Source organism: Thalassospira povalilytica (assembly GCF_002844235.1).
GTDB lineage: Bacteria > Pseudomonadota > Alphaproteobacteria > Rhodospirillales > Thalassospiraceae > Thalassospira > Thalassospira povalilytica.
Window position 1 is genome coordinate 298,814 of the sequence record NZ_PGTS01000002.1, and the last position, 17,824, is coordinate 316,637.

At 54.5% G+C, this 17,824-nt stretch carries 14 protein-coding genes; all 14 read left to right on the top strand.

The features are described from left to right. Window positions 1-81 precede the first annotated feature (81 nt). The 14 genes from CU041_RS05660 (at window position 82) to CU041_RS05725 (ending at window position 17,760) form a co-directional block, all read left to right on the top strand. On the top strand, window positions 82-1,107 hold the full coding sequence (locus tag CU041_RS05660; RefSeq protein WP_101246093.1) for a Fe(3+) ABC transporter substrate-binding protein: 1,026 nt from the start codon (window positions 82-84) through the stop codon (window positions 1,105-1,107). 194 nt (window positions 1,108-1,301) lie between these two features. Continuing rightward, a complete protein-coding gene (locus CU041_RS05665; RefSeq protein WP_228195353.1) occupies window positions 1,302-2,264 on the top strand; it encodes an extracellular solute-binding protein in 963 nt (320 codons plus the stop codon). 13 nt (window positions 2,265-2,277) lie between these two features. After that, entirely contained in the window at window positions 2,278-4,038 is a 1,761-nt protein-coding gene (locus CU041_RS05670) for an ABC transporter permease (RefSeq protein WP_101246438.1), read from the top strand. Between the two features lie 35 nt (window positions 4,039-4,073). Continuing rightward, on the top strand, window positions 4,074-5,327 hold the full coding sequence (locus CU041_RS05675) for a molybdopterin molybdotransferase MoeA (RefSeq protein WP_101246095.1): 1,254 nt from the start codon (window positions 4,074-4,076) through the stop codon (window positions 5,325-5,327). An 86-nt stretch (window positions 5,328-5,413) separates the two neighbouring features. After that, complete coding sequence (locus CU041_RS05680) at window positions 5,414-6,988, top strand: MBL fold metallo-hydrolase (RefSeq protein WP_068519359.1); 1,575 nt, start codon at window positions 5,414-5,416, stop codon at window positions 6,986-6,988. Between the two features lie 236 nt (window positions 6,989-7,224). Then, window positions 7,225-8,325: a glycosyltransferase family protein gene (locus CU041_RS05685; protein WP_233433018.1), complete on the top strand. Its 1,101-nt coding sequence runs from the start codon at window positions 7,225-7,227 to the stop codon at window positions 8,323-8,325. A 19-nt stretch (window positions 8,326-8,344) separates the two neighbouring features. Further along, complete coding sequence (locus CU041_RS05690; protein ID WP_101246097.1) at window positions 8,345-9,628, top strand: glycosyltransferase family 4 protein; 1,284 nt, start codon at window positions 8,345-8,347, stop codon at window positions 9,626-9,628. An 11-nt stretch (window positions 9,629-9,639) separates the two neighbouring features. Then, window positions 9,640-10,794 carry a glycosyltransferase family 4 protein gene (locus CU041_RS05695; RefSeq protein ID WP_101246098.1) on the top strand — a complete coding sequence of 385 codons (1,155 nt, stop codon included), beginning with the start codon at window positions 9,640-9,642 and terminating at the stop codon, window positions 10,792-10,794. Continuing rightward, window positions 10,791-11,393: a histidine phosphatase family protein gene (locus CU041_RS05700; protein ID WP_101246099.1), complete on the top strand. Its 603-nt coding sequence runs from the start codon at window positions 10,791-10,793 to the stop codon at window positions 11,391-11,393. The genes CU041_RS05695 and CU041_RS05700 overlap by 4 nt, the downstream gene beginning before the upstream one ends. Further along, window positions 11,393-12,523 carry a glycosyltransferase family protein gene (locus CU041_RS05705; RefSeq protein ID WP_101246100.1) on the top strand — a complete coding sequence of 377 codons (1,131 nt, stop codon included), beginning with the start codon at window positions 11,393-11,395 and terminating at the stop codon, window positions 12,521-12,523. The genes CU041_RS05700 and CU041_RS05705 overlap by 1 nt, the downstream gene beginning before the upstream one ends. Further along, window positions 12,520-13,278, top strand: a complete 759-nt coding sequence (locus CU041_RS05710; RefSeq protein ID WP_101246101.1) for a polysaccharide deacetylase family protein — start codon at window positions 12,520-12,522, stop codon at window positions 13,276-13,278. Before CU041_RS05705 ends, CU041_RS05710 begins: the two co-directional genes overlap by 4 nt. Next, window positions 13,269-13,907, top strand: a complete 639-nt coding sequence (locus CU041_RS05715) for a hypothetical protein (protein WP_101246102.1) — start codon at window positions 13,269-13,271, stop codon at window positions 13,905-13,907. The genes CU041_RS05710 and CU041_RS05715 overlap by 10 nt, the downstream gene beginning before the upstream one ends. Then, on the top strand, window positions 13,904-15,832 hold the full coding sequence (locus tag CU041_RS05720) for an ABC transporter ATP-binding protein (protein ID WP_101246103.1): 1,929 nt from the start codon (window positions 13,904-13,906) through the stop codon (window positions 15,830-15,832). Before CU041_RS05715 ends, CU041_RS05720 begins: the two co-directional genes overlap by 4 nt. Next, entirely contained in the window at window positions 15,829-17,760 is a 1,932-nt protein-coding gene (locus CU041_RS05725) for an ABC transporter substrate-binding protein (protein ID WP_101246104.1), read from the top strand. Before CU041_RS05720 ends, CU041_RS05725 begins: the two co-directional genes overlap by 4 nt. The last annotated feature ends 64 nt before the right edge of the window (window positions 17,761-17,824 follow it).

The following is a 17,824-nucleotide window of genomic DNA, read 5'->3' on the forward strand; positions in this document are numbered from 1 at the left end:
TGGCCTTTAATTTCGCCGACGGCGAATACAAATCATTCCTAATTGCTGTTTGTTCGCACAGCACATCCACAAGAGGCATTCATGATTTTTCTGCGCAAAACGGTCTATGGTCTGGTCGCGGCGGCAATGGGACTTTCGATGGTTCAGGGCGCCAATGCAGCAGAAGAAGTGAATGTCTATTCGTTACGACAGCCATTCCTGATCGAACCGATGTTCAAGCGATTTACCGAAGAAACCGGCATTCGGGTCAATACGCTGTTTTCGCAAAGCGGACTGGTTGAACGGATCAAGCATGAAGGGCGCAACAGTCCTGCCGACCTGCTTTTGACGGTTGATATCGGTCGTATTCAGGATGCCGTTGATGCCGATATCGCCCAGCCGCTGACAAGTGACGTGCTCGAAGCAAACATCCCGGACCAGTTTCGCGATGAAAACGAATTGTGGGTCGGTCTGACGACCCGTGCGCGTGTGCTTTACACATCCCTTGACCGGGTCGCACCGGATGCGATTTCCACCTACGAGGAGCTGGCCGATCCGAAATGGAAAGGCCGGATATGTGTGCGGTCGGGCATGCATGTTTATAACATCGCGCTGATCGCATCGATGATTGCCCATCACGGCGAAGAATATACAAAAACCTGGCTGATATCGGTGAAGGAAAATCTGGCGCGTAAGCCCCAGGGTGCCGATATCGACCAGATCGAGGCCGTCTCGCAGGGCGTATGTGATCTGGCGATCGGCAATTCCTATTACTACGGCAAGATGCTGGATGACCCGAACAAGGCCCCGGCAGCAAAACAGGTGCGCATTGTCTTCCCGAACCAGGGTGACCGGGGTACGCATGTCAATATTTCGGGTGTTGCCCTGATGAAACATGCCCCGAACAAGGAAAACGCCATCAAGCTGGTCGAGTTCCTGGCAGGCGATGAAGCCCAGCACATGTATGCCGACGTCAATTTCGAATATCCGGTGAAGCCGGGTGTGGCATGGTCGGAAATGGTGCGGTCCTGGGGCACCTTTACCCATGATGAACTGTCTTTGAACAAGATCGCCGAAAATCGTGGTGCGGCCATTCGTCTGATCGATGAAGTCGGCTTTAACGAATAAATTCATCACGCCATAACGCCCCTATCTTCCGGATAGGGGCGGCGAGCTGGTTGGTATAATTGATTTGTCTGAATTGATTTCCCGGACATATTGGGCAACTATGTCCAGATTGATGTGGTTGGGGAACATGGCGCGGGTTGATGGCTGGCAGTTACGTTCAAAGGATGATTTTCGGATGTCTGCTGGCGTTGGGAATGGGCACATCCGCGCAGGCCGGCAATGAAGTCAATGTCTATACCGAACGCCAGCCGCAATTCATTCAGCCTGTCTTTGATCGCTTTACCAAAGCAACAGGAATTCGCGTTAACGTCCTGTATTCTCAAACAGATTTGGTCGACCGAATTCGACGCGAGCATGAATCAACCCCGGCCGATATCCTGATTGCTGTGAATGTCGGGCGCCTGGTCGAGGCGGCAAATGCCGATATCGCATCACCGATTACATCACCAATCGTCGATGAAAACATTCCCACGACATATCGCGATACCAACAATCTTTGGGTCGGGCTGACATCGCGGGCACGGGTATTGGTCACCCCGCGTCAGGCCGGAAACCAGATGCAAATCGAAAGTTACGAGGAACTGGCCAATCCGCAATGGCGAGGCAAGATCTGCATCCGGTCGGGATATCACGTCTATAATACCGGCCTTGTGGCATCGATGCTTGCGCATCACGGGCCGGAATATACCCGAAACTGGCTGCGCTATGTTAAGGGCAATCTGGCGCGCAAACCCCAGGGCGGCGATGCCGATCAGATTGCGGCGGTCGCACGCGGGGAATGCAGTGTCGCGATTGCAAATTCCTATTACTACGGAAAAATGCTGGATGATCCGGCCACGCGCAAGGATGCCAGCAGGGTCCAGATTGTCTTTCCCAACCAGAAATCCACTGGCACCCACGTCAATATCACCGGTGTGGTATTGATGAAGCGGGCCCCGAACCGTGAAAATGCGCTGAAACTGATCGAATTCATGTCGAGCAACGAAATCCAGCACGTATATGCCGCGGTCAATTTTGAATATCCGGTCGGGATCGTCTGGCCGGAAATGTTGCGTTCATGGGGTGAATTCACCTCTGAACATTTGCCTTTAACCGTCATTGCAGGCTATCAGGATTTGGCGAAACAGCTTCTTGATGAAGTGGCCTTTGACGACTGAGACGGAAACTGCCTTGAACAACGCATGCCACACGCCAAAGGACGAGGATATCCGTCCCGCCGCAGTTACTGAAACGTTTGATCCGATGCGCACGCCCAGCGGCAATCCTGCTATGCGCTGGTTGCCGCGCGGACAATCGGCTGTCTGGCTGATCGGGGCCTTTGTCATTGCGATGATGGTGGCAGCCCCGATTATCGCCGTGGCCTATCTGGCATTCTTCCCGACAGAGAATATCTGGCCGCATCTGGCATCGACCATGTTGCCGCGTTATGTCAAAAACACGGCCGTACTGATGCTTGGTGTCGGTGTTGGTGTGACATTGCTTGGCGTTTCATCGGCCTGGGTTGTTACGATGTGCAAACTTCCGGGCAAGCGGTTCTTTGAATGGGCCATGCTTCTGCCGATGGCGGTGCCGGCCTATATCGTTGCCTATGTCTATACGGATCTGTTGGAATATGCCGGACCGGTGCAACGGTTATTGCGTGATATTTTTGGCTGGTCATCAGCGGCAGATTACTGGTTCCCCGATATCCGTACCAAGGGCGGGGCTATCCTTGTTCTTAGTCTGACACTTTATCCCTATGTTTACATGCTAGCACGCGCAGCGTTTCTGGCGCAGTCAATCTGCGTGATCGAAGCAGCCCGCGTTCTTGGCCGCAGTGCATGGAGCTCGTTTGTCACCGTTGCATTGCCATTGGCTCGCCCGGCGATTGTTGTCGGTGTTGTCATTGCGCTGATGGAAACGCTGAACGATTTCGGCACCATTGATTTCTTTGCGGTGCATACCCTGACAGCCGGGGTGTTTAATGTATGGCTTGGCATGGGCAATGCCGGTGGTGCGGCACAGATTGCGCTGACGATGCTGGCGGTGGTTATTGCGCTTCTGGTGATTGAACGCTATTCGCGCCGTCGCCAGCGCTTCCACGATACAACCAACCGGTATCAGGAACTGCCGGGCTATGATCTTGGGCCGATGGCAAAAACCGGGGCGCTGGCAATCTGCATTTTGCCGATTGTGCTGGGCTTTGTTGTCCCGTCGATGGTGCTGATTTATTATTCGGTCGGCTATTTTGATCAAAGCTGGACGGCAGATTTCTTTGAATTTGCCGGTAACAGTCTGGTGGTGTCGGGGCTTGCCACGGCGTTGGCGGTTGGATGTGCATTGTTCATGGCCTATGCGTTGCGGTTATTCCCGCAACCATTCCTGAAATTCTTCGTGCGGTTGTCATCTGTGGGCTATGCCGTGCCTGGCGCAGTTCTGGCGATCGGGGTTCTGATCCCGTTTGCACGATTTGACAATGCGCTGGATGCTGTCATGCGCGATACGTTCGGGATTTCGACTGGTTTGTTGCTGAGCGGGACGGTGTTTGCGCTTGTTTTTGCCTATGCGGTGCGGTTCATGGCGGTGTCGTATGGTTCGATCGAAGCTGCCTTGGGCAAGGTGCGGCCAAGCATGGATGACGCAGCAAGGACCCTTGGCGAAAGTCCCTGGGGAACGCTGAAACGTATTCATTTTCCGATGGTGCGGGGCGGCATTCTGGCGGCATCCGTACTGGTGTTTGTCGATGGCATGAAAGAACTACCGGCAACATTGATTTTGCGCCCATTCAATTTCGATACATTGGCAACCCATGTCTATCAGTTTGCCAAGGACGAGATGATCGAACAGGCCGCCCTTGGTGCGCTGACCATCGTTCTTGTCGGTGTGGTGCCTGTGATCATGCTAAGCCGTGCCATTTCAAAATCCCGCCCGGGCCATGGTGGCGAGTCCTGAAATCCAAATCACGTCAACGCGGGCAGGTAACATAGATGCAAAATATCAAACCCGGACTGACACTGCTTTCCGATGCGCTTGAAATCGCATTTTCCGAGGTGCCGGTCGCGCAACATATCGAAGAACGCCCCCTGACGGACTGTTATGGTGCCGTCCTGCGCGAAGATGTGATGGCCGGTTTCTCTGTGCCATCGGTCGATAATTCGGCCATGGATGGATATGCCGTGCGCTTTGCCGACTTGGCGACGGTTGACGGAACGATGCCCGTTGTCGGGACATCATTGGCCGGACATCCATATTTGGGCACCGTACCAGAAGGAACAGCCATCCGGATTGCCACCGGGGCCGCCATTCCCGGTGGGGCAGACTGCGTCATTATCCAGGAAAATGTCATCGCCGATCAGGATGAAACCGGCATCGAAATTGCCGGTGACGTGGTTGCCCGGACCCGGCGTCATCAGAACATCCGCTGGGCGGGTGAAGATATCAAAAAAGGTGATGTTGTCCTGCGTGCCGGAATGGTCTTGCGCCCACAGGATATCGCGATTGCCGCCGGGCAGGGGCGTGCCGGTCTGAAAGTCGCCCGTCCGCTTCGTGTTGCGGTCTTTTCAACCGGGGATGAATTGGCAAAACCGGGGGATCCGCTTCCACCCGGGGGGATTTATGATTCCAACCGGTTTGCGATGATCGGCATGTTGCGCGACATCGGATGTCAGGTCACCGATCTTGGCCTGCTTGCGGATGATTTTGACGTGCTTGCCACCGCAATAGGAGACGCTGCCCAAAATCATGATGTGGTGATGACATCGGGCGGGGTGTCTGTGGGCAAGGCGGACTTGCTGAAACCGGTTGTCGACAAACTTGGTGAAATCACGGCCTGGAAGCTTGCCATCAAACCCGGAAAGCCGTTGATGCGTGGCCGGATTGGCCAATGCCTGGTCATCGGATTGCCGGGCAATCCTGTTTCGGTGCTGGTGTCCGGTCTGCTGTATGTTTTGCCACTGCTTCGTCATATGATGGGGGCGGAACGGTCGTGGAGTGAGCCTGTGCGCATTCCGGTTCGCGCCGGTTTTGATTTTCAGCGTGGGACCGGACGTCGTGAATGGCTGCGTGCGAGACTGATACAGACGGATGACGGTGAATTCGAAGCGGTCGCCTTTTCTTCGACCAGTTCGGGGATGCTATCATCCATGGTGTGGGCAGAAGGCCTGATTGAAATCCCTGAAAATTGCGGCAAGCTGTCCAAGGGCGATCAGGTTTTGTACCTGCCGCTGCGTGGTTTGCAATAAAGCGTCCAATAAGTGATCCATATCATTGCAATGACAGGTTTATTCCTGAATCCTTGCAGCCTTGTTGACGTGCAGGAGGAACGGGAATGACCGTATCAGTTACGTTTTGTGGTGCCGCTGGCGGTGTGACCGGCTCGTGTTATCTGTTGCAGACCGACCATGGTCAGTTTCTTGTCGATTGCGGCATGTTCCAGGGCAGCAAAACTGTCCGCGAACTGAACTATGGCCCGTTTCCGTTCAAGGCATCCGACATTTCAGCCGTTTTGTTGACCCACGCCCATATCGATCATTCCGGATTGTTGCCGAAACTGGTCAAGGCAGGCTTTGAAAATCACATTCTGGCGACCGAGCCGACCTGTGATCTTCTGACCTATATGTTGCCAGATTCCGGATATATTCAGGAAAGCGAGGTCGAACGTCTTAACCGCCGCAATGCGCGCCGTGGACGTCCGGAAGTAACCCCGATCTATACCCGCAAGGATGCCGAACAAACCTTGCAACGGCTCAAACCCGTCGAATATCACGAATGGATTGATGTCATCGACGGTGTGCGTGCCCGCTATTGGGATGCCGGGCATCTGCTGGGCTCGGCCTCGATCGAGGTTGAAGTCGCACCGGTCGGCAAGGAAACCAAACCGACCCGCATTCTGTTTTCGGGCGATATCGGTACTGGCGAAGCCGTGTTTAACGAGGCACCCGAAGGCCCGTCTGATCTTGACTATCTGTTTGTCGAGACGACCTATGGTGATCGCAATCGCCCGAATGTCAGTGATGATGAACGCCGCGCCATGTTGGGCAAGGAAGTTCGTGATGCACTGAATGCCGGTGGCAACCTTGTCATTCCAAGCTTTGCCGTCGCCAGAACCCAGGAATTGCTGGTTGATCTTGCGCATCTGTTCAATCGCGGGCACTTGCCCGAGGCAAATGTCTTTGTCGACAGCCCGCTTGCGCAACATGCGACAGACGTTTTTGCCCGTCATCTCAGTCATGAAGATGCGCGTGCCCTTGAACATCCGAAATTCCATATGGTTCCCGATGTCGAAGCCAGCAAACAACTGGCACGGGTGACCAGCGGTGCGATCATTTTGTCGGCAAGCGGCATGTGTGATGCGGGTCGCATTCGCTATCATCTGAAAAACAATCTGTGGCGGGCCAACTGCACCGTCTTGCTGGTCGGCTTCCAGGCCGCAGGATCATTCGGGCGTGTCTTGCAGAAGGGGGCAAAACATGTCCGCATTCATGGCGACGAGATCGAGGTCCATGCCCGTATTCGCACGCTTGATGTCTATTCCGGTCACGCAGATCAGGACATGCTCTTGCGCTGGACCAAAGACAGACTACCTGTGGCCAAGCGCATTTTCCTTACCCATGGTGAAGAGGGCGCGCGAACTGCCTTCCAACAAGCGCTGATTGCCCATGACATACCTGTCGAAAAGATATCCCTGCCCATGCTTGATGAAACAGTGACCTTGCAAAAGGGCACCTTGCATGTGGTTCAGCACAAGCCGAGACTTTCGGGTGAAGAACTGTCGCGTGATGATTGGCATAACATGTATGCCGGGACCATCACCGCGCTTTCCGAGAAGTTGCAGTCACTTGGCACACCAGCCGAAAGGCAGAAGCTGCTCGAAAAAGTCTTGCGCGATATCGGGTCAGTGTGAGAGCAATTAGCTGGGAAAACAAAATGGCAAACCGGATTTGTACAAACGGATTTGCTTGCCAATAAGAGATATCATGTCACCCTGTGAGGTGGGGAGACAGGATATTAAGGATCACTACGCAGACGGGCGGGTATATGTCTATCGTGGGGAACTCCGGGTATCGGGTTCTAATTTACAGTCATGATACGTTTGGGCTCGGCCATCTGCGCCGTTGCCGCACAATTGCGCATGCGCTTGTGTCACGTCGTGATGATGTTTCTGTTCTTATCCTGTCCGGATCACCGATCATTGGCAGTTTCGAATTCCGTTCGCGAGTCGACTTTGTCCGTATTCCCGGTGTGATCAAACTGTCGAATGGGGAATATACGTCCCTTAATCTGAATATCGACGTTGATCAGATCCTTGCGATGCGTGAATCGATCATTCAGCACACGGCCGATGTCTTCAATCCCGACATTTTCATCGTTGATAAGGAACCGCTTGGTCTTCGTGGTGAAGTGGAATCGACGCTTAAGATGTTGCGTCATCGACGGACCCGTCTGGTGATGGGCTTGCGTGATGTGATGGATGACCCGGCCAATCTGCGCGAAGAATGGGATCGCAAACAATGTGTTCCGGCGCTGGCCGATCTGTATGACGAAATCTGGGTCTATGGTTTGCAGGAAATCTGTAATCCGCTCGAAGGGATTGATTTGCCGCCGGGTGTTGAAAACAAGATGGCCTATACCGGATATCTGCCGCGTACTGCAACACGCCGCCCGACCCCGGAACATGGTGCGCTTGGTCTTGAAGAACCCTATTACCTGGTAACCACCGGTGGTGGCGGGGATGGTGTCAATCTGGTGGACTGGGTGATCAGTGCCTATGAAACCGACCCGACGATTGCTGTTCCATCGCTTGTTGTTCTGGGACCATTCATGGCGCCCGCAGAACAAAAGGCCTTCATGGAACGTGCCGAAAAGATTGAAAAGCTTTCGGTCATTACCTTTGATGCCAATGTCGAAATGCTGATGGATAAATCTGCCGGTGTCATTGCCATGGGCGGTTACAACACTTTCTGTGAAATCCTGTCGTTTGACAAGCCAGCAGTCATTGTACCGCGCACGGTGCCGCGTCTTGAGCAGTATGTGCGGGCATCGGCGGCCGAAAAGCTTGGCCTGATCAAGATGCTGACCGAAGATGGCGGGCGCGACCCACGCGAAATGGCCGATGCGCTTCGAGGACTGATCGATCAGCCCAAACCATCGCATGTGACGGTTCCGAACCTTATGGGCGGGCTGGATCGTGTCGGGGATCTTGTGGATCGCTGGCTTCCGCCACAAATGGCCGCAGAATAAATCATCGGGAACAAAGTTGATGGAACGCGATAATCTGGCAATCGTGGTAAAGGGATATCCGCGATTGTCGGAGACCTTTATAGCGCAGGAAATTCTTGGCATTCAGCAGGCAGGCATTCCATATCGGATCGTGTCCCTGCGTCATCCGACCGACAAGAAACGCCACCCGATCAATGAGCGCATCACGGGCGCGGTCGATTATTTGCCTGAATATGCCTATCAGGAACCGATGCGGGTTCTGCGAGGTTGGCTTAAGGCCCGCAAAATGCCGGGATATCGCCGCGCGGTGAATATCTGGTGGCAGGACTATCGCCGGGATCGCACGGCCAATCGGGCACGACGTTTTGCCCAGGCGATGGTGATGGCCGCTGAATTGCCGAGTGACATCACACGCATTTATGCCCACTTCCTGCATACCCCGGCTTCGGTGGCGCGCTATTGCGCGATCATGCGTGGTTTGCCATGGTCGTGTTCGGCACACGCCAAGGACATCTATACCAGTGAAGACTGGGACATGCGCGAAAAGCTGCGCGATATGGATTGGCTGGTGACCTGTACCAAGGCCAATGTTGATTATCTGCGTACGCTTGCCGAAGACCCGGACAAGGTGGACCTGCTTTATCATGGGCTTGATTTTTCGCGCTTTCCCGAAGAATTGCCAAACCGGCCGATGCGCGATGGCAGTGATCCGGAAAACCCGGTGACCATACTGTCGGTCGGTCGTCTGGTCGGCAAAAAGGGATATGACGATCTTTTGCGTGCGCTGGCAAAATTGCCAGACGGCTTGCATTGGCGGTTCATCCATATCGGCGGTGGCAGTGACAGCAAATATAAACAGCTGGCCTCAGAACTTGGCATTGCGGCGAAATGTGACTGGCGTGGCCCACGCGACCAGAAGGAAGTCATCGCGGCCTGTCAGTCATCGGACCTTTTCGTGCTGGCCAGCCGCATTGAACAGGATGGTGATCGGGACGGCTTGCCCAATGTCCTGATGGAAGCCCAGCTTTGTGGTCTTGCTGCGGTGTCGACGGCAATTTCGGCCATTCCGGAACTGCTTGTTGACGGGGTGAATGGAAAACTTGTTCCGCAACGCAATCCCGATGCCCTGGCCGATGCCCTGCAAGTCGTCATTACCGATCCCGCGATGCGTGATGCCATGGGGCGCAATGGCAATGAAATTGTACGCCGCGACTTTTCATTTTATCGCGGCATGAAAGATCTGGCGCATCGTTTCGGTGTTTCAGATCCGCTTGTCGGTGACGGTTCCCCGAATTCGGACACTCATCAACCCGCCGCCCAGTAGGAGGCACGCGTTTGCAGGTTGCCTTTTATGCACCGCTGAAGCCAGTTGACCATCCGGTCCCGTCGGGTGACCGGCTTTTGGCGCGCCTGTTATGTGATGCGCTGCGCCATGCGGACATGAATGTCGATATTGCGGCGCGACTGCGCAGCCGGGTGGCGGATGGCAGTGTTCTGAAACAGGCCCGGCTTGCCGAACTTGGTACGAAACTGGCCGGACGCCTGTTACGCCAATATCAATCAGGCTTTCGCCCGCGTCCCGATGTCTGGTTTACCTATCATCTGTATTACAAGGCCCCGGACTGGATCGGGCCGATTGTCGCCAGTGCTCTTGATATTCCCTATGTCGTGGCCGAGGCATCCTTTGCACCCAAACGTGCTGGGGGTCCCTGGGCGCAAAGTCATGCGGCTGTTGAAACCGCGTTGCGCCATAGTCGCGCGGTCTTTTCGCTTAACCGTTCAGACATGGTTTGTCTGCGCGATATTTGCCCTGACCAGGTCCTGCATTTCATTGCCCCGTTTACCCATGTTGAAAACTGGCAGATTTCCCACCGCCCACAGGTTGATCCCGCCTGTATTCGTCTTGTCACCACAGCGATGATGCGCGATGGCGACAAGCTTAGATCATTTGACCTCCTTGCGCGATCATTGGGGCGGTTGTTGCGTGATGGAATAGGGAACTGGCACCTGACCGTGATCGGGGATGGTCCGGCCCGCGACCGGGTCGAGGAGATGTTTGATCACGCCGGCATTACCCAAAACCATGTCACACTGGCGGGCCTGTGTGTGCCTGATCAGACACGCGACATTCTGGGGCAATCCGATCTTTTTGTTTGGCCGGCAATTAACGAGGCTTTCGGGATGGCGATGCTCGAAGCACAGGCCGCAGGGTTGCCTGTGCTGGCCGGGGATGCCGGGGGTGTTTCGGGGATCGTTTCCAATGGTGTGACCGGCTGGCTGGTTCCGGCGGGGGACGAGGATGCCTTTACCGATCGGCTTGCGCAATGTCTTGGCACGGACATATCGGCCCTGCGGTCCTTTGGGGCGGCCGGGGCATCAAAGGCAGTACAACATCACACAGTTTCAGCCGCATCGGACATTCTGGGCACCACATTGCGCGCGATCGTTGGTGATCATGCAGCGCAGGTCCCCGGGAAGGACGGCGCATGAAAACGGTTCGGTTCGCGTTGCTGCGTCACGGGGTTACGGACTGGAATGCCCAAAAACGAATTCAGGGCCATTCCGACATATCGCTTCGCCCTGAAACGGTCGCAGCCTATCACGACAAAGCTTTACCCGCGTTATGGCAAAATGTTCCATGGTATTGCACACCACTGAAACGCACGCGTGAAACGGCCGCTGCACTGGGCATCAAAACGGTCGATATCGCGCCGTCGCTGATCGAAATGAACTGGGGATCATGGGAAGGGCGCAAACTGGCCGATTTGCGGACCGAACTTGGTGATGCCATGCGGGACAATGAAGACCGTGGCTGGGACTTCCGGCCCGAAGGGGGCGAAAGTCCGCGGGACGTCGTCAGGCGTGTGGAAGACTTCCTGAAAGCCGGTTCAGATACGGTCTTTGGTGCCGTGACCCACAAGGGGGTTATTCGCGCGGTTTATGCCGCGGCCAAACCATGGAACATGATGGGAAAATGCCCGGACAAGCTTGATTGGGATTGCCTTCATGTTTTTGACTGGTCAGATCGTGATGGGTTTTCAATCTGCAATCTGAATGTGCCCCTGGTCGCGCGAACAAAGGAAACCTGATGGCGGACGTTTTTGTCTATGTGCAGCATCTTTTGGGAATTGGTCACGTTCGCCGGATGGCCCTGATCAACCGTGCGATCCGTGACCGCGGGCTTTCGGTTATGGTCGCAAGTGGCGGGGTCCCCGATGATGGACTTGATTTTGCAGCAGATCAGGTTACGCAGCTATCGCCATGCAAAACAGCCGACAGCAGCTTTTCAATCCTTGTCGATCCGAAGGGCAATCGTCTTGGCGATGACTGGAAAGAAACGCGCAAGGCCGAATTGCTGACGGCTTTTGTCGATGCCAGACCCAAGCTGCTATTGGTCGAGATGTTCCCGTTTGGACGCCGGGCATTTCGATTTGAACTGATCCCGTTATTCGAGGCCGCAAAGGCCGCAGGCATTCCGGTTGTCTGTTCTGTGCGTGATCTTCTGGTCCGCAAAAAGGACCCGGCAAAAACGCAGTGGATGGCAACCATCGCCAGAAAGTACCTGACAAGGGTGCTGGTACATGGTGATCCGAACGTGTTTGATTTCGCACGCAGCTTTGAATGTGCCGAACAGATTGCCGATTTGATCACGCATACCGGATACGTCGCCGCCGATCCCGGTATAAAAACAACTGCATCACGTTCGGGTGTTCTGGTATCTGCCGGCGGTGGTGCGGTTGGCGCGGAGCTGATCGAACTTGCCATTGCTGCGCGCCAGTATTCCGGGCCCTACGGGCAGGCGAAATGGGATATCGTTGCAGGACCGCATTTCCCGTCCGACCGGTTTAACAATATTGCATCAACGTTGCCTGACGGGATCGAACTTCATCGGTTCCTGCCTGATTTTCGCGAACGGATGGCAAAGGCCGCTGTATCGGTGTCACAAGCCGGATATAATACGCTGATGGATGTGCTGTCGACGGCGACACCGGCTGTTATGGTGCCGTTTGCAGATGGCGGTGAAAGCGAACAGACAGAGCGTGCGGAAATTCTTTCAAAAGAAGGGGTTATTTCCCTGCTTGATCTTGATGGCCTGTCTGCGCAATCATTGGCAAAATACATAGATCGCGCCAGCCAGCCGGCAAATGTCAGAATTGCCCTGGATGGCGCGCAAAAAACTGCGGCAATTATCGCAGGGATGATTAAGGGGCAGGTATGAGCAGTTGGGATCATTTGCGCACGGAGCTTGATCTGTGGCAGGCCGCAGGGCGTGTTGCCACGGCTTGGTGGCGCGATGATGATGCTGTGACCGTGACCCCGGAACTCGAAACCCTTCTTTCGTTTGAACAGAATTACAAGGTGCCCTTGGCACTGGCGGTTATCCCGGCCAACCTGCAGGATGATCTGGTTGAACGGCTGGCCGAAACGCTTGATACCCGCGTTTTGCAGCATGGCTGGTCCCATCAGAACCACATGCCCGAAGGTCGCAAGAAACAGGAGCTTGATGATGTTCGCGATATCTGTGCGGTGGTTGCGGACTTGCGACAGGGGTTTCATGTGCTGGAATCGCGGTTCGGAAACCGTTTCCTGCCGGTAATGGTGCCGCCATGGAACCGCATTGCAGATGATGTTGTAGCCGTGCTGCATTCACTTGGGTTTTGTGGGCTTAGCACCTTTAACCCGCGCAAAGTTGCCGAACCTGACAAGGGCCTGATACAGGTAAACACCCATGTCGATGTCATTGACTGGCGCGGGTCGCGCGGATTTGTCGGCGAAGACGCTGCCCTTGGCGCCATGGTGTCGCATCTGGCGGCCCGGCGAACAGGGCAGGTCGACAAGGCCGAGCCAACCGGCATTCTGACCCACCATCTTGTCCATGATCGCGCCACCACGAAGTTTCTCGATAATTTGTTTTCAATGGAACATTCAGCATTGAGCTGGCTTAGAATTCCTGGAGTATTTCCATGGCAATAAGGCCCAGAAATCATATCGAAGCGGAACCGGTGGACGCGCCAGAAGCGGCCCCGAATGCCGATCCTGTCAAACCGGCGGGTGTCGGTGACAGCGACGTTCAGATGATGTCCTATCCACCCAAACTGATGGCACCGGATCTGGCGAAATCGATTGTCGGTTTGCTGATTTGCGGTGTGATCGCGCTGATCCCTGACATGCTTGAAATCATTCAGTGGACGGCGGCCGGGCTGGCATTGTTGTTCGTGTTCTATTTTGCGCGAACATTGATCCGGTTCCAGTCGAAGCTGTTTGTTTCGGAATATGGCATTCGTCTTTCAAGCCTTCGGGGCGGGACCGCTTTTGCCTGGCCGGAACTTTCGAAATTCCGTCTGCGTTATTTCAGTACCAAGCGCGATGGCAACAAAGGCTGGTTTGAACTGACCCTTCATGCCGGTGAAACCAAAATTGTCGCAGAATCAACACTGGACGGTTTTGATGATCTGCTTGAAATTTCACGGGATTGGGCGAAAGATAACCAACTTCTGGTCGATGATGTGACAAGAACAAACCTGATGCGCATGGATGAGGCCGAAACATTGGTTCAGGCCGCCGCAGCCGAGCGTACAAATGGTGGTGCCAAACGAACATGACTGACATTCTGCGTATCAAGGATCTGAAAGTTGAGTTTGTCTTGCCGCATATGCGCGTCAAGGCCGTCGAAAACGTTAGCTTTCGCATCGGTGCGCAAGAAACTGTCGCGTTGGTCGGGGAATCCGGTTCGGGCAAAAGCACGATCTCCCAGGCCATTATGGGACTGCTGCCCAAAACAGCACAGATCACCAAAGGATCAATCATCTTTGCCGACCCGAAAAAGCCGGGGACGCGGGTTGATCTTGCCATGCTTGATCGTTCGGGTGCAGAAATGCGCGCGATCCGCGGTGGCCGTATTTCCATGATTTTTCAGGAACCGATGAGTTCGCTTTCACCATTGCATACCATTGGTGACCAGATCTGCGAGGCCGTGCGCCTGCATCGCAAGGTCGGCCGGGCAGAGGCCAAAGAACTTGCTGTTGAAATGCTGACCCTGATCGGCTTTCCCCATCCCAAGCGGGCCTTGAAAACATATCCGTTCGAACTGTCGGGTGGTTTGCGCCAACGCGCGATGATTGCCATGGCCATGGTGTGCCGTCCCGCACTTCTGGTTGCGGATGAACCGACAACCGCCCTTGATGTCACGATCCAGGCGCAAATTCTGCGGCTGATCAAGGATGTGCAAAAAGAACTGCAAATGTCGGTTTTGCTGATCACCCATGATCTTGGCGTGGTGGCAAACATGGCGGACCGCATGGTGGTGGTCTATGACGGCCGCGTTGTTGAATCCGGCAAAACCGATGATGTCTTTATCAATCCGGGGCATGCCTATACGCAATCGCTTCTGGCGGCTGTTCCGCATTTTGATATGGGGCCGGATGAGCGGTTGCGTCCGCTTCGTGAAATCAAACCGAAAACCGGTAGTCTTCTTGCCGAAAGCAGCCAGCAAGAAAGCGCGCGCGAAACATCCGATGTTCCGCCGTCACTGGCCCTGCATCCGGCGATGGCAAGTGAACCGGTTCTGTCGGTCCGCCATCTCAGCAAAAGCTTCACCACGCGCAAGGGCAACTGGATCAAATCCGAACAACACCTGATCCCGGCTGTTGCGGATGTGTCGCTGACGGTCAATCGCGGGGAATGTGTCGGGCTGGTCGGTGAAAGCGGCTGTGGGAAGACAACGCTTTCGAAGCTGATCATGCGGGCGATGGACCCGGACGAAGGATCCATTCTTTTCCGCGGTGAAAGCGGCCAGATGACCGAGTTGACCGGACTTGATGAAGATCAGCTCAACCCGTATCGCAAACGGATACAATTCGTGTTTCAGGATCCGTTCGGGTCCCTTAATCCACGCATGACGGTTCAGGATATCATTACCGAACCGATGTTGATCCACGGGGTGGGTGATGCGGAATATCGCAAGAATATGGTCCTTGAACTGATGGATCTGGTCGGGCTTGATCCACGCTTTCTAAGCCGGTATCCGCACAGTTTTTCCGGCGGACAGCGCCAGCGTATTGGCATTGCCCGCGCGCTGAGCCTTAAACCCGATCTGTTGATTTTTGATGAGCCGACATCTGCACTTGATGTATCGGTTCAGGCGCAAATCCTTAATCTTTTGAAAGATTTGCAGCGCGACCTTAATCTGACATATCTGTTTATTTCGCATAACCTTGCGGTTGTCGATTATATCGCGGACCGGATTGCGGTGATGTGTGCCGGGCGAATTGTTGAATCCGCACCACGCGAACAGTTGTTCCGTAATCCGTTGCATCCCTATACGCAGGCCTTGCTCAATGCTGTGCCGTTTGCCGATCTGGAACATTTGCTTGATTTCGACAAAATCGTTGATGGCAAGGCATCCGATCCGGCACGCTGGCCTGCACCCTTTACGATCAATGACACCAGTGCACCCAAAATGATGCAATTCGCCGAAGACCATTTTGTGCGTGCCGAACGTGCCGATTTCACGGAGATCGCAATATGATCAAGCTTTGTGCCAGTTCAGCTGTATCAGCCCGCCGTCTGTTCGGTGGTCTGATGATGGGGATGGGGCTTGTCGGGACCAGCTTGTTGCCAACCGGCGCACAGGCAGAAGTCCCGTATTTTGAAGACGCGGTTGCCAAGGGCACCTTGCCGCCAATGTTGCAGCGGCTTCCTGAACATCCCAATGTCATTGATTTCGGTGCCGAAGGCAAAACAGTCGGAAAATATGGCGGTGAATTTGTCACCATCATGGGCCGGTCCAAGGATATCCGCATGGCGGTTGTTTATGGCTATGCGCGCTTGGTGGGCTATGACCAGGATCTGAACCTGCAACCCGATATTCTTGAGGCACTTGACGTTAACGAGGAGGGCAATGTTTTCACCCTTCATCTGCGCAAGGGTCACAAATGGTCAGATGGTGCGCCCTTTACGGCCGAAGATTTCCGGTATTACTGGGAAGATATCGTCAATAATGATGAATTGTTCCCGGTCGGCCCGCCGCGCTTCCTGTTCGTGGGCGATGAACCGGCAAGTTTCGAAGTCATTGATGAATACACGGTGCGTTACAGCTGGTCGCGGCCCAACCCGTTCTTTCTGACCGAGTTGGCAGCGACCCGTCCGCCATTCATCTACCGTCCGGCCCATTATCTTAAGCAGTTTCACGAAAAATACCGGGATGCGGCAGAACTGGACGCATTGGTGCAGGAACGTGGCCTGCGCAGCTGGGCGGTGTTGCATACCGACATGGATCGCCCGTACAAACTTTCAAATATCGACCGTCCGTCCCTCGAACCGTGGTTGATCACGACCGAGGAACCGTCCGACCGGTTCGTTTTTGTGCGCAACCCGTATTATCATCGTGTCGATCCCGAAGGGAACCAGTTGCCCTATATCGACCGGATGATCTTCAATATTTCCAATTCCAAACTGGTGCCGGCAAAGGTCGGTGCCGGTGAAGTCGATTTGCAAAGCCGCATTCTGTCGCTAAAGGACTATACGTTCCTTAAACAGTCCGAAGCCAAACAGAACTATCAGGTGCGTTTGTGGGATGTCGGGGCGGGGGCCTATGCCGCGCTTTATCCCAACCTGACATGCAGCGACCCGGTGTGGCGCGATGTCATTCGCGATGTGCGGTTCCGCCGTGCGCTTTCGCTGGGCATCAACCGGACCGAAATCAACCGCGTTCTGTTCTTTGGTCTGGCGCAGCCGACGAATAATACGGTTCTGCCCAAAAGCCCGCTTTTCAAACCGGAATATCGCGAAAACTTTATAAAATTCGACGTCAAGGCGGCAAACGCCCTGCTGGACGAGATGGGGCTGGACAAGCGTGACGGTGATGGCATCCGTTTGCTGCCTGATGGTCGTCCGATGGAAATCATCGTCGAAACCACCGGCGAAAATCCCGAACATGACGACATGCTTGAACTGATCGGTGACAGCTGGCGCAAGATCGGCGTTAAAATGTATATCAAGGGACTTCAACGCGAAGTCCTGCGTAACCGCGCCTATAGCGGCGAGACGATCATGTCGATCTTTAACGGTGTTGATAATGGTCTTGCCACCGCGAACTCGGTGCCGTCCGAATTCGTACCGGTACAGCAAGACAGCCTGCAATGGCCGAAATGGGGCCAGTATTATCAAACCAACGGCGAGGCCGGCGAAGTACCCGACATGTCGGCTGCCCGTGAATTGTTGGATCTGTACAATAAATGGCAGTCCAGCAATGAAAAGGGCCGCAAGGAAGCCTGGCAGGGTATTTTGGATATCAATTCGGAAAACATGTTTTCAATCGGTCTGATCGGAAACGTGCCGCAGCCTGTCGTAGTCGACAAGGATCTGCGCAACGTACCGGAAAAAGGCATTCACAGTTGGGAACCGGGTGCATTCTTTGGCATGTATCGTCCAGACACATTCTGGTGGGACAGATAAGCCTGACATACTGATAACAAGACGTTTTGTTGCCAACGAGGGAAGGGCGCAAAACGACACGGGG